This is a genomic window from Chitinophaga rupis, from assembly GCF_900109685.1.
In the GTDB taxonomy this organism is placed as follows: domain Bacteria; phylum Bacteroidota; class Bacteroidia; order Chitinophagales; family Chitinophagaceae; genus Chitinophaga; species Chitinophaga rupis.
On the sequence record NZ_FOBB01000008.1, the window covers coordinates 182,714 to 206,955 of the forward strand.

General features: G+C 48.5%; 14 protein-coding genes. 9 read left to right on the forward strand and 5 right to left on the reverse strand.

The window, feature by feature from the left end; genetic code table 11:
* Positions 1-4 precede the first annotated feature (4 nt).
* On the forward strand, positions 5-1,027 hold the full coding sequence (locus BMZ54_RS25425; protein ID WP_089918786.1) for a LacI family DNA-binding transcriptional regulator: 1,023 nt from the start codon (positions 5-7) through the stop codon (positions 1,025-1,027).
* A 66-nt stretch (positions 1,028-1,093) separates the two neighbouring features.
* Here the strand turns inward: BMZ54_RS25425 and BMZ54_RS25430 are convergent, their stop codons facing one another.
* The 4 genes from BMZ54_RS25430 to BMZ54_RS25445 form a co-directional block, all read right to left on the reverse strand.
* Positions 1,094-1,591 carry a hypothetical protein gene (locus tag BMZ54_RS25430; protein ID WP_089918788.1) on the reverse strand — a complete coding sequence of 166 codons (498 nt, stop codon included), beginning with the start codon at positions 1,589-1,591 and terminating at the stop codon, positions 1,094-1,096.
* A gap of 90 nt (positions 1,592-1,681) precedes the next feature.
* On the reverse strand, positions 1,682-3,271 hold the full coding sequence (locus BMZ54_RS25435; RefSeq protein WP_089918790.1) for an MFS transporter: 1,590 nt from the start codon (positions 3,269-3,271) through the stop codon (positions 1,682-1,684).
* Entirely contained in the window at positions 3,264-4,328 is a 1,065-nt protein-coding gene (locus BMZ54_RS25440) for an HlyD family secretion protein (protein ID WP_089918792.1), read from the reverse strand. The genes BMZ54_RS25435 and BMZ54_RS25440 overlap by 8 nt, the downstream gene beginning before the upstream one ends.
* Before the next feature lie 5 nt (positions 4,329-4,333).
* Positions 4,334-5,668 carry a TolC family protein gene (locus BMZ54_RS25445; protein WP_089918793.1) on the reverse strand — a complete coding sequence of 445 codons (1,335 nt, stop codon included), beginning with the start codon at positions 5,666-5,668 and terminating at the stop codon, positions 4,334-4,336.
* Between the two features lie 93 nt (positions 5,669-5,761).
* Here BMZ54_RS25445 and BMZ54_RS25450 point away from each other — a divergent pair, with 93 nt between their 5' ends.
* On the forward strand, positions 5,762-6,586 hold the full coding sequence (locus tag BMZ54_RS25450) for an AraC family transcriptional regulator (RefSeq protein WP_238386694.1): 825 nt from the start codon (positions 5,762-5,764) through the stop codon (positions 6,584-6,586).
* Positions 6,587-6,595: 9 nt separating this feature from the next.
* Here BMZ54_RS25450 and BMZ54_RS25455 read toward each other — a convergent pair whose 3' ends face one another.
* Positions 6,596-6,970, reverse strand: coding sequence for a hypothetical protein (locus BMZ54_RS25455; protein WP_089918795.1), 375 nt, complete (start codon positions 6,968-6,970; stop codon positions 6,596-6,598).
* A gap of 164 nt (positions 6,971-7,134) precedes the next feature.
* On the opposite strand from BMZ54_RS25455, the gene BMZ54_RS25460 reads away from it, so the two are divergent.
* The 7 genes from BMZ54_RS25460 to BMZ54_RS25490 all read left to right on the forward strand — a co-directional run bounded on the left by BMZ54_RS25460 (position 7,135) and on the right by BMZ54_RS25490 (position 24,203).
* A complete protein-coding gene (locus BMZ54_RS25460; RefSeq protein ID WP_162277667.1) occupies positions 7,135-7,743 on the forward strand; it encodes a sigma-70 family RNA polymerase sigma factor in 609 nt (202 codons plus the stop codon).
* A gap of 80 nt (positions 7,744-7,823) precedes the next feature.
* A complete protein-coding gene (locus tag BMZ54_RS25465; RefSeq protein ID WP_202909356.1) occupies positions 7,824-9,458 on the forward strand; it encodes a tannase/feruloyl esterase family alpha/beta hydrolase in 1,635 nt (544 codons plus the stop codon).
* Positions 9,459-9,540: 82 nt separating this feature from the next.
* Entirely contained in the window at positions 9,541-13,617 is a 4,077-nt protein-coding gene (locus BMZ54_RS25470; RefSeq protein WP_089918798.1) for a hybrid sensor histidine kinase/response regulator, read from the forward strand.
* 189 nt (positions 13,618-13,806) lie between these two features.
* Entirely contained in the window at positions 13,807-16,992 is a 3,186-nt protein-coding gene (locus BMZ54_RS25475) for a SusC/RagA family TonB-linked outer membrane protein (protein ID WP_089918800.1), read from the forward strand.
* Between the two features lie 16 nt (positions 16,993-17,008).
* Positions 17,009-18,847, forward strand: coding sequence for a RagB/SusD family nutrient uptake outer membrane protein (locus BMZ54_RS25480; RefSeq protein ID WP_089918802.1), 1,839 nt, complete (start codon positions 17,009-17,011; stop codon positions 18,845-18,847).
* 29 nt (positions 18,848-18,876) lie between these two features.
* Positions 18,877-22,296, forward strand: a complete 3,420-nt coding sequence (locus BMZ54_RS25485; protein ID WP_089918804.1) for an alginate lyase family protein — start codon at positions 18,877-18,879, stop codon at positions 22,294-22,296.
* A gap of 2 nt (positions 22,297-22,298) precedes the next feature.
* Positions 22,299-24,203 (forward strand): glycoside hydrolase family 97 protein, encoded by a 1,905-nt coding sequence (locus BMZ54_RS25490; protein ID WP_089918805.1) that lies wholly within the window; start codon positions 22,299-22,301, stop codon positions 24,201-24,203.
* Positions 24,204-24,242 lie beyond the last annotated feature (39 nt).

Sequence of the window (24,242 nt, forward strand, 5' to 3'; positions counted from 1 at the left end):
ACTTGTGAAGAAACTTAGAATCAAGGATATCGCAAAGGACCTGAGTATATCCAAGACAGCTGTATCTTTTATCCTGAACGGAAGGGCGCAGGAGAAAAGGATCAGCGGGGAGCTGGTGGAGCGTGTGGAGAAGTATATCCAGGAAGTGGGGTTCAGGCCCAGCGCTATTGCCCGTGGCTTAAGAACGGGGAAGTCTAATATCATTGGGCTGATGGTGGAAAGCATCTCCGATCCCTTCTTCGCTACCATTGCCCGTTTGATTGAAAACGAGGCTTATAAGGAAGGCTACAGGATCATTTATTGCAGTACGGATAATGATACGGAAAAAACGAAAGAGCTGATCAACGTATTGCGGGAAAGGAACGTGGACGGCTATATTATTTCTCCGCCGCCAGGCGTGGAAAAGGAGATCAATGAGCTGATCAAAGCCGGAATGCCGGTAGTAATGTTTGACCGTTACCTGGCAAAAGTGAAAACGGATTACGTGGTTATTGACAATGAGTTTAGCGCGGAAAATGCTACCCGTTACCTGCTGAAGCAAGGGTATAGGAATATTGGATTTATTACTTTCTCTTCGTCGCTCACACAAATGAAAGGGCGTATGAAGGGATATAGAACTGCGCTTAGAGAAGAAGGGTGGAAGCCTTATGTGCTGGAAATAGATTTTACCCCGGATGAAAAAGTAATGGTGCAAACAGTGAAGGATTTCCTGGTAGCAAACCCGAAGCTGGATGCGGTGCTGTTTGGAGCGGTGCAGGCAGGCGCATGCGGACTGAAAGCCATGACCCAGCTGAAGATGAAGGTGCCGCAGGACCTGGCCGTGATCTCCTTTGATGATCATGATATTTTTGAGCTGTTTGCTACGCCGGTAACGGCTATTGCGCAGCCAATTGAGAAGATCGCGCACAAGGTGATCAGCCTGTTGCTGGACAGGCTGGATGCAGAGAACGGAGCCGGGGTGGTGAAGGAGATTGTTTTAAAGACCAGGCTAAAGGTACGGGCATCATCGGGGGTGAAAGCTGAGTGAACACCTTAAAAGGATGCCCGCACCTGAGAAAATATTGAAGGCTCAAATGGCGGAAAGAGAGTGATCTTACATATACTTCATAGCCCCGTATCCCAATAACCGGCGGTATAATGCAATCTGCCCTATACAATTGGCTTCCCGGTACATGGAAAAAGTGATCATGTCAAAAAAAGGAAATTGCATGCCGGGCATTTCAAACATGCTGTTCAGCTTTTCATCGGTAGCTTTGGCAAGTGCTTCCCTGCAAATCGGAGTAATACGCGCCCAGTCTTTTTTGTACGATTCCAGTGAGGGGTAGGTGACACCTTCCTGGATACCTTTGTTCTCTTTAAAAAGATCGTAGGCTGCCTGTTTATGTCCGGTTGCGCCAAACATTTCAGCCAGGTCAAACCGTTGCTGCACCAGGCTCCCGGCCAGCCACGCAACATGATTGGCTTTTGTGTTCAGGCGGTTATGGGCATCTTCATCTGAAATTTCATCCAGCACATTATTGAAAAAAGGAGTTTGCAGATCATACAGGGCTATTAACCCCAGCATCCTGTTGCTAACTATTGCTGTTTCCATGATTTTGTAATTTATACCGAAGGTACTCCGATCCGCACGTTTAAAGTGGGGTTAAACGCGTCAATTTTGGGGGGCGATAACGTCGGTGCTTTATGCCGGGGAAAGGCTCCGTGATCTTAAATAAACTACGGTCCTGTTCAGGTATGGGAAAAGGGCAATGAGCAACAGTGTGCCCACAATGAGCCAGCACATAAGCTCATAGTAATCCATTGCAAACCGCAGCTGTCCCTGCCCGTTAATGCCATTCACCAATAATTTGTGGGAAGCTTTTGCCGCCTGGCCCGGCAACATTCCTTTTGCCATCAAATGCCCGGATTGCGTGTGAAAGGTTTGCCGTACCACCGGATCAATTTTAGTCAGATGATCCTGGAACGCATTGTAATGCCGGCTCCTTTCAAAGAGTTCAAAATAATTGATGATACCAATACTAACGCAAAAGCCCAGGTAACGTATGGCAAGGCAAATGGCCGAAGCGGAGGCGCCTAATGATACCGGCACGGAAGAAATGGAGTAAACAATCGTGGGTACCATGATCATTCCTACACCAAGACCCTGGATAAATAATGGGATAAGATAATTGTGCTCATCGGCCTGCACATCAAAAAGAAAGAACATGCTTAAATGAAATGCCAGCAGCAATAAGAATCCCGGCAGCCATACATAACGTATCCGCTTTTGCTGAAGGATCATACAGCAGGCTATCACCACGCCTGCAACCAGGCCCGCAAGGTTCAGCAGGTTGATATAAGAAACATGCATGGGATCAAAGCGCAGTACTGTTGCAAAGAAACTATTGGTGATGCCGGAAGCAAAACGGCAGATATACATTACAAACAGTACCAGCAGCCCTATTCTGAAATTGCGGAACCGGAGTGTGCGCAGATCAATATAGGGGCGTTTCATGGCTTTTTGCCGCAGTATATATATAGCTGCCAGCCCGGCAATAGCTATAACGCTGTACCTTATACGGCGATCTTCCAGCCAGTAATATTCCTGCCCATAGATCATAATATAACCGCACAGGCAAAGCATAATGCTGTACAGGGTAAAGCTTTGCCAGTCCAGCTTATACAATGGGAACCGCACATTTAACCGCACATTGTTCATGGTGAGCAGTAACAGGATCAGGCAGGGGAGGTAAGAGAACAGCGCACCTTTATAAACAATATTGAAATTATAGGCGTCAATCAGGTCGGCGGTTACAAAATTGTTGAACGGCATGGCGCATAGCAGCAATCCGAAGAACACGGAAAAGCTCACCTCTCTTGCCCGTTCGCTGTGCAGGCGGGTAAACATCAGGGTCAGGGAAAGGTTCACCGTACTGGAGAACAGCATTCCCTGGATAAAACGCACCGGGAACAGGATATACAGCTCATGGGTATGATAGCATACAAAGCTGGTGAGTATTTGCAGAAAGGTGAACAGGATAAAATACTCCCGGGTGGCCAGGTAGCTAAAGAAGCGGCGTTCCAGGCTATAAAAGCCCACATAGCCCGCATAAAAAAGCGCTACGGCAAATTGTATATCAGCAGGCTCGCTGCCATAATAGCCTGCTGCTGCATTGATATTGGCCAGGGGCAGAAAGAACAGCACTATGCTGGGCAGCATCACCAGGAACAAAATGATCTTTATAAGCCATTCGGGCGCCCAGCCCCGGAATATAGGAACAGCGCTATTCATGATGCTGGTCTTTGGGCGTATATACATTCACGTTCATGCCGGCTTTCAGCATAGCTATATCCTTCCGGTTGCCATCGATCCGGATGCGCACCGGTACACGCTGCACGATCTTAACATAGTTGCCGGTAGAGTTATCCGGCGGCAGCAGTGAGAAGCTGGAACCGGTAGCGGGCGACAGTGAAATAATGGTTCCTTTAAATTGCAGGCCGGGGTAAGCGTCTGCGATCACTTTTACGGAATCGCCTATACGCATATGGCCTACCTGCGTTTCCTTGTAATTGGCTACTACCCATTTATCCGTTTCGTCATTTACAATAAAGGCAAGCGTTTCACCTGCATCTATCATTTGCCCGACTTCCACGGTACGCCTTCCCATCCGCCCATTGTAGGATGCGGTGATAACCGTATAGCTTACATCCAGCTTGTGCCGGTCCAGCAGGGCTTTTAACCGGGCAATTTCTGCCATCACCACCACTTTTTCCGCTTTAATATCTTCTATACGCGAAGTGGCTACATTGTAATTGTCCTGCGCGGTCTGGAAATCACTGGTGTTAACATCCAGTGTTGCCTTCATGTTTTCCAGCTGTTGTTTGGTAGCCGATTCTTCATTATACAGCTGTTGATAGCGGTCGTAGTCAAGCTGCTGTTTCCAGACCTTTGCCTGGCTGGCCGTGATCTGTGCTTTGGATGCGCTGGCCGTTTTTTCAAGGGTATGGGACATACTTTCCAGCACCTGCAGCTGCGCTTCAGATTTTTTTATAGAGGCTTCGGTTTGCTGCTGTTGCAGGATATATTCCCGGTTGTCAATGATCAGCAGCGTATCTCCTTTCTTCACAAGCTGGTTTTCCTCGAATTTTACTGCAACAATAAAACCGCCTGCTCTTGAAATTACCGGGTTAATATATTCCTCTACCTGCGCGTCATTGGTCTGCTCGTAAGTATAATAGCCCCATATGGTGTAAATGCCCCAAACGGCAAGTGCAATAACAATAATGCCTGCTATCCACCCGGTTATGATCGTTATCAGCCGGTCTGTAACGGTATATTTCTTTTTCATTGTATTTATAGAACGCCTGTTATGTTTTGGAGTAAATAGTATTTGGTTTGGGCCCTGATACGCGCTGCTGCCAGCTCAAAGCGGGTTTGCAGCACCTGCACATCTGCATCCAGCAGGTCAGTGATCAGCGAGGTTTGATTGAAGTAGGTATTCCTGGTGATGCGTGCATTTTCTTCTGCCTGCGCTACGTTCACTTCCGCTACCCCGATCTGCACCAATGCTTCTTTATAGCGCAGCAGCGCTTCTTTTACCTGTTGCCGTACTTTATCCTCTGTATCCTTATGGGCTTCTTCTTCCTGTTCCAGCTCCAGTTTTGCAGCCCTTACCTTATGCACATTGTGATAGAGTGCGGAAATGGGAAAGGAAGCTTTTACGCCGGCTATGCCAAGCGAATACCAGTAGGGGTTATAGGGATATAAAAAGATCTGCGGGTTGGCATAGTAAAAATCTCCGTAGGCCCCGGCTTTCGGACGCGCATTGGCTTTAACCTGTCGCAGGTGTATTTTACTGAGCTCCGTTTGTTGTGCTGAAATATGATAATCGAAAGAATGCTGCAGGGCTTCTGCCAGGTACTGCTCATAGGAAATGTGCTCATCCTGGTGAGTGTTGAGCTCAGCAGGCAGCAGGGGCCGTTCATCCGGTTCACCCATAATAATATTAAGCTTTTGACTGGCAATGAGTATATCATTTTCAATAGTTACCAGTGTCATTTTCCGTTTGGAAAGGTCAAGCTCTACCCGCAGCACATCGCTTTTAAGCACCGTCCCGTTTTTGTGGAACGAGCGGATCTCTTTAAGCTGTTTTTCCTGGTCGGCAATATCCTCTGTGATCAGGCTCCGGAAAATAAGGGATTGCTGCAGCTCCAGGTACAGTGCTGCGGTTTTATAATGGATATCTGAAACAGCCTGGTCTTTCCGGATCAGACTGATCTGGTGCAGTGTTTTATCCTCCTCTATTTTCAGGTTGAGCTTATTACCATTATAGAGGTTCAGATAAAAGTCCGTACCTACCCGGTATAGCGTATGAATAACCTCATGCTGGGTGGGGGAGGAAAACAGCCCGTGCTCATAGATGGGAATATTGGTTGCTTTTTCTGCGCTGCCCATGATACCCAGTTCGGGATAGCGCTCTGTCCGGGCATCCCGGATCTTTTCATCTGCTGCCTGGGCAGCCTTTCTTTTGATCTCAATTAAGCGGCTGTGCGCTTCTGCTTTTTGCCAGGCTTCCGGCAGGGAGATCCTCAGTGTGTCATTTGCAGCAGGGATAGCTTGTCCATAGGCGGGAAAGGCATAACCTGCAAATAACAAACCGGCTAAAAATGTACTTATTCTGCGGCTCATAATTTCTGGACGCAAAAGTATTAAGCGGATGCATGCCATGTTTCCCTTAAAAAGACAATTTTTACATCATTCCGGCCAAAGTAATTTTTACCTTTGTTCCGGCAGATAAAAGCCGCTGCCTGGAATTATAATATGGGATTGATTGCCGCCCTGCCGGAAATTGACAAGCAGAAGAACAGCGTGTTCGTGATGCACGAGAAATCAGAAAAGCTCATCCCCCTGCATAAGCATACCAAAGGGCAGCTCAGCTATGTGGAAGGGGGTATTGCCTATATTACAATTGATTACCGCACTTATGTGGTGCCGGCCAGGCATTATTTCTGGATCCCGCAGGGGATGGAGCATATTCTGCGTATCGGTTATTCAGCAACGGTGCTCCGGTCATTGTATTTCTATGCGCAGGAGGATGGGACAAATCCTTTTTATGGTAAGCTGGGTATTTATCCGGCCAGTGAGCTGCTGATCCAGATGATCAATTATACCGAGCGCTGGGACGGCAGGCATGTCAGTAATAAGGATGAAAATTTTGAGTTCCTGGTTGCGCTGAAAAATATTCTGCCGCAGCTTAATAATAAAGCACTGCCCATTATCCTGCCGACAACGGATAATGAGCAGATGCAAAAGATCATCCGGTACCTGGAAAAAAATATGGGTGAGCGGCTTACCCTGAAAATCGTCAGCAGCCGCTTTAATATCAGTGAACGTTCTATGTCGCGGCTGTTCCAGTCAACCATACAGCTGTCCTTTCTTCAGTTCCTCAAAACCATTCGTATGGTGAAGGCCATAGAAATGATCCTGAAAACGCAAAAGCCTATCAGTAATATTGCATATGAGGTAGGGTATTTCACCATCAGCTCTTTCAGCGATGCTTTCCAGGAGTTTACCCAATCACGCCCCACCGATTTCCGGAGAAAATAAAGGATGTATTTACCGGTTACCAGCTGTTTGCATTTTAGTGAGCTGGGCAAGGGTGTAAGCGCCTATCGCCATTACCAGGTCACGTACGGCTACATCGAAATAATGACCGCCAATGATCAGCTGCAGGGCAATACAGATCAGCCAGGCCATTACAACGTAAGCGCCAATCAGCGGCCGTACCAGCACAAGGATCCCGGCAATGATCTCAATAACGCCTACCATTTTCATAAACGTCAGAGGATCAAAAGGGATCATGCTTTTATTGTTGCCGAGGTAGTCAACCCAATTAGTGAGCAAATTGGTAAATTTGTCCAGCCCGGCTACGATTGGTACAATACCAAATGTGAGCTTTAAGGTGCTTTGGAGTTGCTTAATAGTTGCCATGATAGATTAATTTTGATATACACTTTAGAGCAATGACCGCTTAAAAGGTTACAAAATTTTTCAAATACGCCGGGCTGAAGATTTTTTACCCAAAAATGTAACCTTTTAAGGATGATTTCATCTAAAATGATATGACAGGTCAACCGGGTACAATATCGGGCTCCATGTCCGACGAGGAACTTATAGCAAGGATCCTTGCAGGTGAAAAGCGGCTCTTTGAGCTGCTCATCCGAAAATATAACCAGCGATTGTACCGGATAGGCATGTCTATCCTGGAAATTGAGGCAGAAGCGGAAGATGCCATGCAAACAGCTTATATCAATGCTTATGAAAATCTGCCCCGCTTTGAGCAGCGTTCCTCATTTGGCACCTGGCTAACAAGGATCATGCTGAACCAGTGTTATGAGCAAAAACGCAAAAGTAAGCGCGTTCTTTCCAGTATTGAACAACCTGATAATTTCATAAGTATGCAAACACCGGCCAATGAATTAGACAATAAGGAGCTGAGCCACGTGCTGGAGCAGGCCATTGCGCAGCTGCCGGAAAAGTACCGCCTTGTTTTCGTACTGCGGGAAATGGAAGATCTGTCTGTGCGGGAAACATCCGCCGTTCTAAATATTGAAGAGCCGAATGTAAAGGTCCGTTTGAACAGGGCTAAAACAATGCTGCGGGAAAATTTAACGGGTTATCTGAAAGAGCGTGTTTACAATTTCCATCTGAGCCGTTGCGATAAGATCGTGAACAATGTAATGCAGAACCTTGGAATTGCCTGAATACAATTGCGTTATAAAATTAGACCGATGATCTTTATCTTCAATAAATATTGTACCGGGAAAGGATAAACAATTTTATTGTGAGATCAAAACAACGAACCTTTATCATTGCTTTTGTAATTGGGGCAGCCTTGCTGAGGTTAAATACTGTGAGCGCGCAAGGCAATAAGATCACCATTGAGCGCCTGCGGCAAAAGATCGCTGCTTTAAAAGTGCCTGGGCTAACTGTAACGGATATTCAATACATAGATTCCGGATCTTACCAACCAACTGCATTTGCAAAAACGTTGGATGGGCTTCCTGCATTTTGCCTGGTATCAGCAACCCTTAAACCAACGCCGGCATCAAACATAAGGATAGCGCTCTGGATGCCGCGCAGCAGCTGGAACGGCCGTTTCCTGGGAACCGGTAATGGCGGCAGCGCCGGTAATATTGTTTATGATAAGCTGGCCCAGGGATTAAGAAAAGGGTTCGCAACGGCTAATACGGATATGGGTACATCCCCTCATGTGGATTCCGCCATCGGCAAGCCGGAGCGCTGGATTGATTTCGGATACCGTTCCACTCATTTGATGACGGTTGTATCCAAACAGATCCTGGAAGCATATTACGGGAAAACCGCCCATCATGCTTATTTTATGGGCTGCTCAACCGGCGGTCAGCAGGCATTAATGGAAGCGCAGCGCTATCCCGGCGATTATAACGGGATTATTGCAGGCGCGCCGGCAAATAACCGCACCCATTTACACACCGGATTTATATTAAATCATCAGGCCACCAATGAAACAACGGGCAGTCATTTTTCAGCGGCAGACCTTTCCTATATCACCAGAACGATCGTTGAAAAATTTGCAGGCACTGATGGCGGCTCAGCTAGGGACAGCTTTCTTACCGATCCGCGAATGGTAAAATTTAACCTTGATTCACTCTTTAAATGTGGGAATGCCAGCAACGGCCAATGCCTTACGGATACACAGATAGCTGCCCTGAAGAAAATATACAGAGGGCCGGTGAATCCCCGCACAGGAGAGCAAATTTATTGCGCTCCGCCACCTGGCAGTGAAAATGCAGGTGGTGGGCTGGAATACCAGCAAACGGCCAAAGCTGCCGGCCTGTTTTATCTTTACCGCTGGGTGTTTGGCGCCGGGTTCGATTACCGGCGTTTTGATTTTGATAAGGATCAGGCTATCATAGATTCGGTGCTGGGCCCAGCACTGAATGCCAATAATCCTGATCTGAGCCGCTTTGAAAAAGCTGGGGGAAAATTGATCATGTTCACCGGCACGGCAGATGCGCTGGTGCCATATCCGGACGCTATAAATTATTACGAACGGGTGATACAGCAGCAGGGCAGCTTAAAAAAGACACAACATTTCTTTCGCTATTTTTTGATACCGGGAATGGGCCACTGTGGCGGTGGGCCAGGTATTAATGATTTCGGACAAAATTCTGTTACCGCTACAAAGCAGGACAGTGAGCATGATATTTTACTGGCATTGGTGAAATGGGTGGAGCGGGGTGCAGCCCCGGATAAAATTATTGCCAGCGCGTTAGGCTGCTGCGGTACGCAGGATGTCAGGTTTCAAAGACCTGTTTATCCTTATCCGGAATTTCCTGAATATACCGGAGGTGAAGCGAACAATCCTGCAAATTATAAAGCAGTGGATCACCTGCGTGGAGGCGTTGTAAAGCCGGCGGGGAAATATGTGAAATGATGGTAGAAAGGGAACGGGGAAAAATCCCGGCCATCCTGATTAAAATTTGCTAGATTAGTGGAGAGGGGTTAAATGAAACGTTATGAAAAAAGCTGTACGCAGGATTCTCTATACACTGTTTGCTTTTTTATATTTCCATGCAGTATACGCGGCGCCGTACCCGGCTATCAATCACCTGGGCATTGAACAGGGCTTATCGAACAATACGGTCCGCTGTATTTTCCAGGACCACAATGGTTTTATTTGGTTCGGTACTTATGATGGGCTGAACCGGTATGATGGTTATGGTTTTAAAGTGTTCCGCAATAAGCTGAGCGATACCAATTCCCTGGTTAATAATATTATTACTGCCATTGCAGAAGATCAGCGTCATTTTTTATGGATAGGCACCCGCCAGGGTGTAAGCTGCTATAACCCGCTGCTATCAAGGTTTACCAGCATTACCTATGGGCCATCTTCACAAAAGCTCAACACCGTTATAAGAAGTATCGGTATCGATAAGCAGGACCATGTTTTTATAGGAACAGAGGGATTGGGGTTGCTGTTAAGCCGGCAGGGCGCCGCTTCCTGCAGCTCAATACCACTTATCCTCAATGGCGCGGAAACCAATAAATATGGGGTACACGCCATTCTTACGGATGCCAGCGACCACGTATGGGTAATGGTGCAGAACCAGGGCCTGGCCCTGTACAACGCCACTACGCAAAAGCTGAACCTCGTGAACACCTTGCTGCCAGGCGCCACCTGCCTGGCCACAGATGGCAAAACCATCTGGATAGGCGCAGGTACGGCGGTATATGCCTATAACGTACTTTCCCATGAGCTGAATAAAATATTTGACGGCATAAACGATCCGCTGGAACCTGGCCTGGTGCTTTCACTCATGCTTACAAAAGATAAGCAGCAATTATGGATCAGCACTGAAACCGGCAACATTTGTACCTGGAATACCTACACCGGCGAAGTAGGCCATATTAAAGCAGGAGAGGGCCGGGATGAACTGAGCGGCGGCGCTATTCATACCATGTATGAAGATGGTGCCTCACGTAAATGGATCGGCACTTTGCGGGGCGGTATCAATATTATTGATCCGCGGAAAAGCCGTTTTCAAACCATCCGGAGGGAGCGTGGCGCCAATAATACTATGACGGGTGATGTGGTGTCTGCATTTTATGAAACACCCGACAGCAGCCTTTGGATAGGCACAGATGGTTATGGCCTTAACAAATGGAACCGCCATACCAATACCTTTACAGCCTATGTTCACAATCCTGCAAATCCGCATTCGCTGTCGGATAATTTTATTACCTGCCTGGAAGGGGATGCGCAGCAGCATTTGTGGATAGGTACTTATACAAAAGGCATTCAGCAGTTTGATAATACCACAAAGCAGTTTAAACATTATCCCTGTATTAACCCCGTTTCACATGCAGAGAACAAGGTGGTGTTTGTATTGTATACGGATAAGGATAAGCAGCTGTGGGCATCTACGCTGCGCAGTGGTGGCGTGTACGGCGCTTTGTACCGTTACAACACCGCCAAAGATGCTTTTGATATGTTTGATGATCGCCTGTCGGACCTGTTCTGTTTAAAGGAAGATGCGAACGGGGATCTCTGGGGCGGTAACCTGAACCAGCTGATAAAAATCGATAAGGTGAACCGGCAGCATGCCTTCTATACCATTGGCCATACGGTGCGCGCTATTTATGATGATGGCAGCAACCAGCTGTGGGTAGGTACGGAAGGCGGCGGCTTGTTCCTGTTTGATAAACGCACGCATACCATTACTGCGCGTTACACTACGGAGAACGGCTTGTGTAATGATGCGGTTTTAAATATGCTGGATGATGGCAGCGGCAACCTGTGGATCAGCACCTATAACGGGCTGTCAAAGTTCAACCGGGCAGCGCGCAGCTTCAAAAATTATTACCAGGGCGATGGCTTGCAAAGTAACCAGTTCTTCTACAATGCAGCCCGGCAGCTGCGCTCGGGCGAAATGGCCTTTGGCGGTATTAAAGGCTTTAGCCTTTTTTACCCGGGGCAGATCAAAAGCCAGGATAACCAGCTAAAGCTGGTATTAACGGATGTGGCGGTGAACAATGCCCCCCTGCAAAAGAACGAAGCGTTTATTACTGCCATTAGTTCTGAAGCCATAGCAGCAATTAAAGTGCCCTATAATAAAGCAGTTTTTTCCTTTGCATTCACCGCACTTGAATTTTCATCCCCCAATAAAATTATCTATTCCTATTATATGGAGGGTTGGGATAAAGGCTGGAACAATGCCGGCAATATGCGCACTGCCACCTATACGCATCTCAATGAAGGCAAGTATACTTTCAGGGTGCGCTGTACCAACGCAGAAGGTATAATGAACAAACAGGAGATTGCCCTGGTAATTACAGTGCTGCCGCCCTGGTACCGCAGCTGGTGGGCCTGGCTGTTATATACGCTGCTGTTAACGGGCTCCGTTTACCTGTACTTTTTATATAAAATGCGGCAGAACCGCCTGAAGTACGAGGTACGGCTGGCGCATGTGAATGCACAAAAGGAGCGGGACCTGCATGAGAAAAAGCTGTCGTTCTTTACGCATATCTCGCATGAGTTCCGCACCCCGCTTACGCTGATCATTAACCCGGTTAAAGAAATGCTTACGGCCGGAACCGGCGGCCAGGAACAGGAAGAGCTGAACACCGTGTACCGCAACGCGCGCCGTTTACTGAGCCTGGTAGATCAGCTGCTGCTGTTCCGCAAAGCGGATAGTGAGGCCGACCAGCTTAAAATAGTGCAGCTGGATTTCGGGCACATTTGCAAAGAAGTGTACTTATGTTTTGTTCACCAGGCCAGGATCAAAAAGATAGACTACCGTTTTGAATGCCCGGATACGCCGCTGCCCATGTATGTGGACCGGGAAAAGATAGAGATCGTGCTTTTTAACCTGTTATCCAATGCATTGAAGTTCACCTCCGCCGGCGGCGTTGTTACCTTTAGCATAACGGAGCTGAATGATAGTGTACAGGTATCGGTAACAGATACCGGTTGTGGTATTGCGCTGGAAACCGGCGATCAGCTGTTCCGCAAATTTTACCAGGTGAAAAATGCAGCAGCGCCATCTGCCAAAGGCTTTGGCATTGGCTTATACCTGGTAAAACACTTTGTGGACCGGCATGGCGGCCGGGTGAGCTATGAAAGTAAGGAAGGGGAAGGCACCTGCTTTCAGCTGGTGCTGCTAAAAGGCCAAACCCACTTAGGGCATGAAACCATTTTCCAGGATGTGCCGGAAAATTCCATCTTCCTGCGGGAGCTGGCTGCAGATACTATACCTGAAAAGCCTGGAACAGACCTGCCCGTGCTGGTTACGGAGCAGCAAACCATCCTGGTGATTGATGACGATGAAGAGCTGCGTAAATATGTGGCCCAGCTTTTTGCAGACGGTTTTACCATCCTGGAAGCCGCCAGCGGGGAAGAAGGGCTGAAAATGGCCACCGATTACCTGCCGGATGTAATTATCAGCGATATAACCATGCGGGAAATGAGCGGCATAGATGTTTGCCGCAGCATAAAAAGCACTCCGGCGCTCAGCCATATCCCGGTTATACTGCTTACGGCCACCACCACCTCCGAAAGCCAGCTGAAAGGCATTGAAAGCGGGGCCGATGATTATATTACCAAGCCCTTTGAAAAAGAGCTGCTGAAAGCCCGGGTACAGGGTACTTTAAGAAAGCGTAACATCCTGCAGCAGTATTTTTATAATGAGATCACCCTCAAAAGGAACGATCTCAAAGTTTCCGTTGAGTATAAAGAGTTCCTGGACCGCTGTATTAAAATAGTGGAAAGCCACCTGGACGACGATAACTTTTCCATCCGCACCCTGGCCCGGGAAATGGGCATGAGTCATTCCGGCCTGTATAAAAAAGTAAAATCAGTGTCCGGGCAGTCCATCAGTGGATTTATCCGTTTCATACGCCTGCGCAAAGCAGCGGAGTTTATGATCAATACCGAAAATAACATCACCGAAATAGCTTCCATGGCAGGCTTTAATAATATTAAGTACTTCCGCCAGTATTTTAACGAGCTTTTTGGCATGAACCCTTCGGAGTACATTAAGAAGTTCCGCAAACCTTTCCACAATACCCACCATGTAAATTTTAAGCAGGGCTAAATCCCTCGTACCAGTTCTATACCCTCCCTTTTCCGCTGTTAATGCGCCTTTCCGGGTGTTTTGGGCGAAAAATATACCCTTTTTATCCGAATCTGTACCTCCATGATCTTGGGGGTATCTGATACTTTTGATTTGTCACTGGCCAGGGACAAGCGTCAGGTGAACACTCCGTAAATCAAAAATTCCCGTATGAAAAAAACACGTTGTAAAAGGTATGGCCTGGTTTCACTGCTTTGGGCCTTTTTTACGCTCACATTTACAATCACCTATGCACAAACTTCTGTTGTAGCAGGTAAAGTGGTGGATTCCGCCGGCGCACCGGTAGCAGGCGCCAGTATTATTATTAAAGGTGTGCCAAACAGGGGCACGCACAGTAACAGTGACGGCTCATTTAAGATCAATGCATCCGGTAACGAGGTGCTGGAGGTGCGTTACCTGGGTTTTGAGTCGCAGGATGTACCTGCCAATGCCGCGCGGGTATCACGCATCACTTTAAAATTAACCAATGCTAACCTGAACGATGTGGTGGTAGTAGGTTATGGCACACAGAAAAAAGCCACGCTTACCGGCGCCATTGCGCAGGTAGGCGCCGAAGTGTTTAAAGACCGGCCGGTGGCCAATGCAGCAGTTGCGTTGCAGGGTGCTGTACCGGGGCTTAGCATCACCAGAACATCTTCGCGCCCCGGTAACGAGGGGCTGGCCATCCGTTTGCGGGGTGAATCATCTGTAACCGGTGTGGATCCGCTGATCATTGTAGATGGTGTGCCGGTAATAGGCACCTGGGAGCTAAACCAGATCAACCCTTATGATATTGAAACGGTAACGGTGCTGAAAGATGCATCGGCCGCTATTTATGGCGCCCGCGCACAGGGCGGGGTAATGCTGGTAACCACCAAACGCGGTAAAAGCGGCAAAATGCAGGTGAGCGTGAACAGTAATGTAAGCGTAAACACGGTAGGCATTAATGTACCATGGGCTAATATGCCGCAATGGGCCGGCTTATACCTGGCTACCGCTACTGCCGATAAGCGGGATGCAAATGGCAACCCGGTGGAATGGTACCCGCAATGGACCAAAGACAACCTGCAGCGCATGGCCAACAACGAATCATTTGACTACACAGATCCCAATGGTATCATACATCACTATGCCGATAATAACTGGCAAAATGCATTATACGGGCCGGCATGGTCTACCCAGCAGAATGTATCCCTGCGCGGCGGTTCGGATAAAAGCAGGTATATGCTGTCGCTCGGTTATGCCAATAGTAAATCACTTTTAAAAACAGCGTATGACGGGGAAAAGAAATATACTCTGCGCCTGAATTACGATTATAATATCTCCAAAGCCGTTAAGCTGGAAACACAGGTGGCCTATGACGACCGTTTAGTGCAAAGCCCGCGTAACGGTATAGGCAATGGTTATTTTGATGCACCCGTTTTCCCGGTGTATAATGCAACGGGCCAGTATTATGATGATTACGGGTACCGTAACCCCGTAGCCTTTACAAAGAGCGGCGGCACCACCAAAAATACAGAAGGTATTTTACGGCTCAATGGTAAGCTTACGGCGGAGATCATAGACGGGCTGCGCTTATCCGGTACCGCAGCCATTGTAAAAAGGAACGGCTGGCAGGAAGCTTACAACCAGACCTTTAGCCTGTACAACTGGGTGGGCGATAAAGTGAACTCTGTACAATACGCGCCACCCAATAATCCGTCAGTAACAAATACAGTAGGCAATACTCTTTACCAGAACTATGGCGTTCAGCTCGACTATACGAAAACGATTGGTGCGGATCATAACCTGGCCTTTATGGTGGCCAATACAGCGGAGCTGTCGGAAACCAGGGGCCTTAGCGCTTCGCGCTCACAGCTGCAGTTTGATGGTTTGTATGATATTAATACCGCCATTTCTCCCGCCAGCGCCGCGTATAATCAGCTGAACGGCGGAGGGGCCAGCCATTGGGGCCTTATCTCCTACATAGGCCGCGCAAACTATGACTTCCGCAAAAAATATTTACTGGAAGTATTGGGGCGGCGGGATGGTTCCAGCCGTTTTCAGGCAGGTTACCGCTGGGCGAATTTCTATAGCGTTTCAGGAGGATGGCGTATCACGGAAGAAACGTTTATGAAAAAGCTGCGCTGGTTAAATGATCTGAAAGTGCGGGGCAGCTACGGCGAAACGGGTGGCCAGGCCAATATCGGCTTGTACGATTATATTGCTACGGTGAATGTGAACGGTACGGCATTATTCGGCGCTACGCCCGGCCTGCAAAGCACTGCTTACCTGGCAGGTATCACCACCAACCAGCGCACCTGGGAACGCATGGTGAACAAGAATATTGGCCTTGATTTCAGTGTATTGAACAACCGCTTAAGCGGCAGCTTTGACCTGTTTGAAAAACAGAATGTGGGCATGCTGATAGCGCTCGTATATCCTACCCTGTTAGGCGGCAATGCACCCACTACCAATAATGGCACCTTCAGAACACGCGGCTGGGAGCTGGCTCTCCGTTGGGATGGCAGCGCCGCTAACGGTAAGGTACGTTACAACCTGGGTTTTAACCTGAGCGATAATAAGACCATGGTAACCTCTTACGCCGGGAAAGATACCTGGGTGGCCGGCAAGAACGCCATTCGCCAGGGCTATCCTTTAAATGCGCTGTTCCTGTATAAAACAGATGGTTATTTTAAAACCCAGGAAGAGGTTGCCGCTTACATGGCGAAATACGGCGCATCAGGTGATGCCGCCGGTTATACCGGTGTTACCAATACCTTTCACCCCGGCGATCTCAAACGCGTAGACCTGGATGGCGATGGTAAGATCACGACTACCGGTACCGGCGTAAAAGGCAGTGGCGACGTATCTTATTACGGCGATGCTAACCCGCATTACACCTTTGGTTTTAACCTGGGCGCGCAATGGAACGGCTTTGATTTCGGCGCCTTTATACAGGGCGTTGCCAAATGGAACATTTTGCGTACCGGCAATGCCCGCGCACCTTTCTTCCGCAATTACCTGGATGTGAACACTACCTACATTGGCAAAACCTGGAGCGCTGAAAATACGGACGCGGAATTTCCGCGTTTGTCGTTCGACAGTAATATCAACAACTGGAACTGGCAGAACAATGATGTGAATGTGCAAAACCTGCGCTACGCAAGGTTAAAGAGCCTGGTAATAGGGTATACCATACCGGCATCGCTTACCTCGGTTATAAAAATGGAAAAGGCCCGCCTTTATTTCTCCGGCAACGATCTGTTTGAGATCACTTCTGTAAAGGATGGTTTTGACCCGGAAAGGGGAGAAAGCTCTGATAACAGCTATCCATTTTTCAGAACCTGGTCCTTTGGCCTTGATATTACTTTCTAAGCAAAAAATTTTATGGATGAAAAAAGCAAGATTTTATATACTGATACTGGTTGCAGCTACGCTGTTACAATCAGCCTGTACCAAAACTTTCCTGGAGCTGGATCCGTTGGATGCGCCTTCAGAAGCCGTATACTTTACCAAGCCGGAACATTTTAAGGCCGCAGCCAATGATTTTTATAACAAGATGATCGGCTTCCGCCCGGTAGATGGCAGCAGCATTTATAACTGGGAAGACAAGGGCAGTGATATTATTGATGGTGGCTATGGATGGCCGGTGGCGCTGAATGCCAGCGATATTTACTGGAACAATCCCTATAAATACCTGCGCGGTAATAATATTTTAATTGAAAAAGCGCGGGAATATACCGGCAATGCCGCGGATATAACCAGGTACGTGGCCGCCGCGTATTTCTTTCGTGCCTGGCATCATTTCTTTTTGCTGAAACGCTTTGGCGGCGTACCCATTGATACCATTGTGGTAAATATTAACAGCCCGGAGCTGTACGGTCCGCGCAACAGCCGGTATGAAGTAATAAAACAGATCTTATCAGACCTGGATGTGGCCATTGCCGGCTTGCCGCTGGAAGCCGCCATAGCCGCTGCCGACAAAGGCCAGGTAAGCCAGCAGGCAGCCAAAGCGTTTAAGGCACGGGTACTGCTATACGAAGGCACCTATGAAAAATATGTGGGCAATACTACGGATGGCGATGGGGTAAGCACAGGAGCAGGCTCCAAAGGCGCTAACGCCGCCAACATCCCGGCCTATCTTACACAGGCCGCCAGCCTGGCTGCCGATGTAATGAGCTACCCGGATTACAAGCTGTTTAATGACCTGGACTCCTTAAGCTATTACTACCTTTTTGTGCTGGAAGATAACCTGTCCAACCCCAAAGGTCTTACCAAGGCTAATAATAAGGAGTTTATACTATACAGCAAATATGATTATTCGCTGTTGCAGGGCAATGCAAACCTTACGCATACTGGTGCAGGCGCGCCTACCCGCAAGCTGGCTGATATGTATACCTGTAAAGATGGTTTGCCACCCTCAGCCTCCCCGCTATTTAAAGGATACGCTAAAATGAGGGATGAGTATGAGAACCGCGATTACCGCATGCGCGGCATGGTAGGTATTCCCGGAAACCGTTACTGGGGCTTTAGCTCCGCCTTCGGCGCTAATTATACATTAGCCAACTATATAGACCTGTTTAACTGGCCTTCCAGTATTAAACCCTATTACCCGGATCTTTATAATAACAGTAACACAGGTTACAGCAACCGCAAATGGTCGTCGGAACACCCGAACAGGAACGATTACCAGGAATCGTATGATTACCCGCAGATCCGCCTGGCAGAGGTATACCTTATTTATGCAGAAGCAAAATGTGAGCTGGGTAATGGAAGTATTTCCGATGCAGACCTGAACCTTTCTGTGAACAAGGTGCGGGAAAGGGCTGGTGTAGCGCCCCTCACCAATGCTTTGATAGCACAGCATCCCGGCCTTACTATGCTGGGAGAGATCCGCAGGGAAAGAACCATTGAGCTGCAGAATGAGAATACCCGCTTTACAGACCTGTTCCGCTGGGGCATAGCAGAAGCAAACCTGAACCAGCCGGCAGAAGGAGTAGTGATCCAGTATAACGGCCAGCCCACGGAATTTGCCACTGCCGTAAATCCAAATAACAACCTGCCTATTTACAGGGCCAGTGTTTTTCCTTACGGTGTAAATCCTGCCAATGGCGCGCTGAAATTATTTGCACCGCCAACAGCACCCATGACCCGCAAGAATTATTTAACATCCATTCCGCAGGATCAGATAGGGATTAATCATGCGCTGGTGCAAAACCCGGGCTACTAAAGGATTTGAATTAAAAAAGACAGGCAATTATGAAATTTTTATGGCTTTTAACACTGGGGTGTTGTATTACCATTCAGCTGCAGGCACAGCTAACAGAACCTGTTGGGAAGGCCGACCTTTCAGACTGGCAGGGCGGCGCATATCGTTACCCGGATGGCAGGCAATATAACCATGGTTTCCGCATCATTAACGAAGGTGTGCATGACTGGACAAAGTTTTACGGCATCAGCTTCCAGGTGTTTGCAGATAAGCCGGTAAATGTAGAGGTGGTGATAAAAGTACCTGGCTATGAAAAAGATAACATCTATCCTGAAATAGCAGCAGCGATTCCCCTTGCCGGTACTGGCTGGCAGCGGGTGGTAGTGCCCTGGCGGCAGTTCCGTATCAGTGAGGCGCAGCGCACAAAAGCGCTGCAAGCAGTAAAGGAGCTGATCATCCGGGCGGCAGGCGCACGCGTGCGGGATGTACAGCTTACAAAAGGGGAGGTGATTGCTATTACCACACCGGTTATGGGTAAATCTGCCCAACCCGGTACAACGGCCACGTATATACTTTCCGTGGGTAATACCACGCAGGAAAAACAATCCGTGAGCCTGCAGGCAGCCCATTATGGCTGGGAATCCATGCAAACCACGCTGGAACCGGCTTTGCTGGAACTGGCGCCCGGCGAAACAAAAACCTGCACGGTAAAAGTAAAAGTTACGGACCGTTCACCGGCAGGCAGCCGCGAAAAGCAGGTGATCAGTGTACTGGCCAATGGCAGAACTTTAGCGGATGCTGGTATAACGCTGATCACGGCATCGGCGCTGCCTTATCCCAACATCTTACACACAGCGGAGCGCTGGCAGCAGGTAAGGGGTAAGGTAGCGCATTACGCGTGGGCCAAAGCAGCGCAGGATAAATATGTAGACCTGGCCGATAAATGGCAGGTACCGGAGCCGGCTTCACGAATTGGTACTGATAATGCTGATAAAGGCCTGCATCTTTTTAATACGCAGGAGGAGTTCAATTTTATGGCGGCAGGTATTGCTTACCAGCTTACCGGCAATAAGCAGTATGCAGAAAAAGTGGCCCTTTTCCTGCGGCGGCTGAGCAATCCGGAGAGCGGGTATCCTAAAACTCTGCGGGCCTGCCACCAGAGCTTTGTACAGGAAGGACATTTCTTTCAGCATATTGCCATGGCCTATGATATGATCGTTCCATCCGGTGTGCTAACGCAAAAGGATCTTGCGGACATAGAAAACACCTTCCGCCTTTTTATTGAAACAGTAAACCTGGGTGCACGTGGCGGCGCTATCAATAACTGGCAGCTCAGTGAAGAAACCGGCGCTTTGTATTGTGCGCTGGCCCTGCAGGACTGGCACCTGGCGGAAGGCATTTTCAGCGGGCCATGCGGCATTACCGATCATCTTTCAAACGGCGTAATGAACGACGGCTGGTGGTATGAATGTTCTATCAGCTACAACGTTTGGTGCGCCAGCGAGTTTTCCCAGATAGCCCTGGCCCTGGAACCATGGGGCATTAACTTTAAAGATATGCGCCTGCCTTCCGGCACCACGCGTTATTACTCGCTGATGCCCGACATGATGCAGCCGGGATTGTATGGTATGAACTTCGACAAATGGGGGCCGGTAACTAAGAACAGCACCGGCATTAAAGACATGTGGGATGCGCTGCCACCCTTCACAGACTACCGGGGTATTATGTTTGCTGTAAATGATGCGCAGGAGAACCTGGTAACGGGCCAGCCCTTTGAGCTGGCGTATTATCTCTATCATGATCCTGAATATGCAGCCATCATCCGCAGAAGTAATGACCGGGACCTGTTATATGGTATGCCGGAGCTGCCGCAGGTATCCTCTGTATTAACCGGTAAATCGGCCTTTGCAGACAATATGGGCATTGTAATGTTACGCTCCAATAAAAGCGGCAGGCCGCAGCGGGAACAGATTCAGGCAGCGCTGCATTACGGTACCCATGGAGGCTTTCATGGCCACTTTGACCGTACTAACCTGCTGAACCTTAGCCGGTATGGCCGCAGCTTTTATAATCCTGAAATGGTGTGGTACGGCTACGGTAATTTCATGTATAAATTCTATGTACAAACATCCATGTCAAAGAACATGGTAGTAGTTGATCAGAAAATGCAGGAACCGGTTGAAAGTCATCGTACCCTTTTTTATACCGGCAGCAAAATGCAGGCAACCGTGGTGGAAACCAAGGCACGATGGTCAAACCCGCCCTATGGTGGTATGCAGTACGAAGAACGCGGCGGTATTTCTTTTGCAGAAAAATGCTGGCAGGAGGGCCGCTCAGTGCCCACACCAGCCGGAGCGCCTGCCTATGGCGCAGTTACCGGGTATACGGAACCGGTATTTCAGCGCCGCCTCATGATCGTAACAGATGATTATGTAGTGCTGGCCGACTATGTAAAAGCACAGCAGGAACATACCTATGACTGGCTGTTTAATGCCAAGGGATTTAAAGGCATCACCGCAAACAAGAAACAATTTGCACGCCACACTGCACAAATGAATACCGACCCGCTGGGCAGCGCGCAGTTCATTACAGATTGCAGCTGGTGGAACGTAAGCGGCGCCGCCAAAGCCTCCTTCAGCACCTGCTGGGGCAAGGATTGTGATAACAGCGGCACCCGCGCGCCGAATAGTGAAGATGGCGTTTTACAGCTGGATGTATACAATGCATGGCCTTTGCAAAAAGAGATCATGACAGCTACCACGCCTGAAGATCATGGCATCAGTAACCAGGTAGTATATACGATAAAAGGTGATGGCAGAACCCTGAAAACAGATAGCACCGGTGCATGGATCCTGGGCACGGCAGATCTTGACCTGCCGCTTAATAATGTAAAACAGCTGTCGCTGGAATTGCGTTTGGGCGCTGCTTCAAACTCCGCCCTGTTCTGGGGTAATGCCATTATTGTATTGCAAAATGGAAAGAACATACCACTAAGCAGCTTACCCGTTACATATACAAACATCCGGCAACCTGGGGTGGAAAATAAAGATTACCTGGGCGGGCCGGTGAAGCTAAGTGGCGATTCTATGTTTACCGCATTGGCAGCCACGCCTGCAGATGTTTTACAACCTGCAGTGGTAAGCATTGATCTAAGCAGCATAAAAGCAGTACGCTTAAAAGTAAAGCTGGGCAGCGATTATCCTTTTGGCGATGAAACTCCCAGAAGGAAAACCTATGCAGTCCGCAGCAAGGGCCGGCAGGCGGTATACCTTTCTGTAATTGAGCCGTATGAAAATAAGGCAGTGATCAAAAGCGTACAGGCCACTGCTGCCGGCAAGCTGCGTGTGGAGCTGCTGGATGGCAGGGTACAGGAGTTTAACATCAGCCATCTTGAGCAGGAGACAGAGAAGGTAAAGGTAGCAATGACGGAAAAGAACGGCGCAGCCATCACAAAGGAAGAAACATTTTAAAAATGAGCGGAACTAATTATCTAAGCAAGGCATTTAAACACGCCGGTTTTATTTTTTGCTGGTTATATGCAGGTATTTGTTTTGGGCAGTCGCCAACAAAGGTAACTTTCTCATCGCCGGATAGTAACCTGGTAGCTAAGTTTTACCAGGTACAGGAAGGGAACGGTAAAACCATGTACTACGAGGTAAGCTATAAGGGTAAAACCGTAATACGCCCGTCTGTACTGGATATCCTGCTGGATAATCATTTATCTGAAAGCGCCATGGCGCTTTTTGTAGATACGCTTACCCGCTGGACATCCAACCTGGTAATTAAACACATTACCCGGCAACAGCAGGATACCAGCTGGGTACCGGTAACAGGGGAGCGGTCGGTAATACGTGATCATTACAATGCGGTTACCATTGCCATGGAAAAAGCAGGTAATCCGGTTTATCATATGAACATAGAGCTGCGGGCCTATAATGAAGGCATTGCCATCCGTTATTATTTTCCGCTGAATGAAAAAGGAAGCTATTACCACGTTACGGCAGAACATACCGAGTTCGCTTTACCGGCAGGCACCACTGCCTTCCATGCTTTATGGGGGCAGGCTGCCTATCAGGAGATGCCTTTGAAAAACTGGCCTGGCGAAGCAGAACGTCCGCTCACCTTAAAGCTGCCCAATGGATTGTATGCCTGCCTGGCGGAAGCGCAGATGGTGGACTATGCAAGGACTAAATTTGCCTTACACCCGAAAAAGCCTAATACTATTATAACGGCCATGTATACACCGGCCGACCTGATCTCGCCTTTTGCAACGCCCTGGCGGCTGATCATGGTGGCTGAGCAGCCTGGCCGTTTAATAGAAAATAATTTTGTGCTGCTGAACCTGAACCAGCCAACCGGTATTAAAGACCTGAGCTGGATAAAGCCCGGCAAGATCTTTCGGGTAATGTCGCAAACAACCGCTGACGCCAAAGCCGGTATTGACTTTGCAGTAAAACGCCACCTGCAGTATATCCTGTTCGACTGGAAATGGTACGGCCCTGCCTTTGATTTTAATTCAGACGCTACCAAAGTAGCGATTCCTGATTTTGACCTGCCGGGTATCATACAATACGGGAAGGAAAGAGGTATTGGTGTTTGGCTGTATGTAAACCAGCAGGCATTGCTGAAACAGTCCGACTCACTCTTCCGGGTATACGAACAATGGGGCGTAAAAGGCGTAAAATTCGGCTTTGTGCAGGCAGGCTCCCACCGCTGGACCACCTGGCTGGAAGAAATGTTTAATAAAGCCGCCGGCAGCCATATGATGGTAAATGTGCACGATGACTGGCGCCCTACCGGTGAACAGCGTACCTGGCCCAATTTAATGAGCGCAGAAGGCATCCGCGGCAACGAAGAAATGCCGGATGCCACACACAATGCTATTTTGCCCTTTACCCGTTACATTGCCGGCGCCGCTGATTATACCATTTGTTATTATGATAAGCGCATAAAAACCACGCATGCGCATCAGCTGGCGCTGGCAGCTATTTATTACAGTCCGCTGCAAACCCTTTACTGGTACGATAAGCCGGAGCTGAGCAACGGGGAGCCGGAGCTGGAATTCTGGGATCATATACCCTGCACCTGGGATGAGACCCGGGTACTGCAGGGAACCCCCGGCCAGTATATTTCCGTAGCCCGCAGAAAAGGAGCGGAATGGTTTGTAGGCACCATTACTAACAATAATGCACGTACGCTGCAGCTGGCGTTTAACTTTTTACCGCCCGGAAAAACTTTTACTGCTAAGATCTATAGCGATGATCCTGCAATGGAAACATCTACCAGGGTCAGAACAGAACAGCGTAGCGTTGATGCAAATACGATCTTAAACATCCGGCTGCCTGCCTCAGGCGGGCTTGCAGTATGGGTGTATTAGTTAATTATACAGTATCCATGAAAACCGGTTTTAGCACCT

Excerpts from the sequence above, each read along its gene's own strand:
- BMZ54_RS25435 (WP_089918790.1), bottom strand. The coding sequence starts at position 3,271 with ATGAATAGCGCTGTTCCTATATTCCGGGGCTGGGCGCCCGAATGGCTT.
- BMZ54_RS25490 (WP_089918805.1), top strand. The coding sequence starts at position 22,299 with ATGAGCGGAACTAATTATCTAAGCAAGGCATTTAAACACGCCGGTTTT.
- BMZ54_RS25430 (WP_089918788.1), bottom strand. The coding sequence starts at position 1,591 with ATGGAAACAGCAATAGTTAGCAACAGGATGCTGGGGTTAATAGCCCTG.
- BMZ54_RS25460 (WP_162277667.1), top strand. The coding sequence starts at position 7,135 with ATGTCCGACGAGGAACTTATAGCAAGGATCCTTGCAGGTGAAAAGCGG.
- BMZ54_RS25455 (WP_089918795.1), bottom strand. The coding sequence starts at position 6,970 with ATGGCAACTATTAAGCAACTCCAAAGCACCTTAAAGCTCACATTTGGT.
- BMZ54_RS25440 (WP_089918792.1), bottom strand. The coding sequence starts at position 4,328 with ATGAAAAAGAAATATACCGTTACAGACCGGCTGATAACGATCATAACC.
- BMZ54_RS25480 (WP_089918802.1), top strand. The coding sequence starts at position 17,009 with ATGAAAAAAGCAAGATTTTATATACTGATACTGGTTGCAGCTACGCTG.
- BMZ54_RS25485 (WP_089918804.1), top strand. The coding sequence starts at position 18,877 with ATGAAATTTTTATGGCTTTTAACACTGGGGTGTTGTATTACCATTCAG.
- BMZ54_RS25445 (WP_089918793.1), bottom strand. The coding sequence starts at position 5,668 with ATGAGCCGCAGAATAAGTACATTTTTAGCCGGTTTGTTATTTGCAGGT.
- BMZ54_RS25475 (WP_089918800.1), top strand. The coding sequence starts at position 13,807 with ATGAAAAAAACACGTTGTAAAAGGTATGGCCTGGTTTCACTGCTTTGG.
- BMZ54_RS25470 (WP_089918798.1), top strand. The coding sequence starts at position 9,541 with ATGAAAAAAGCTGTACGCAGGATTCTCTATACACTGTTTGCTTTTTTA.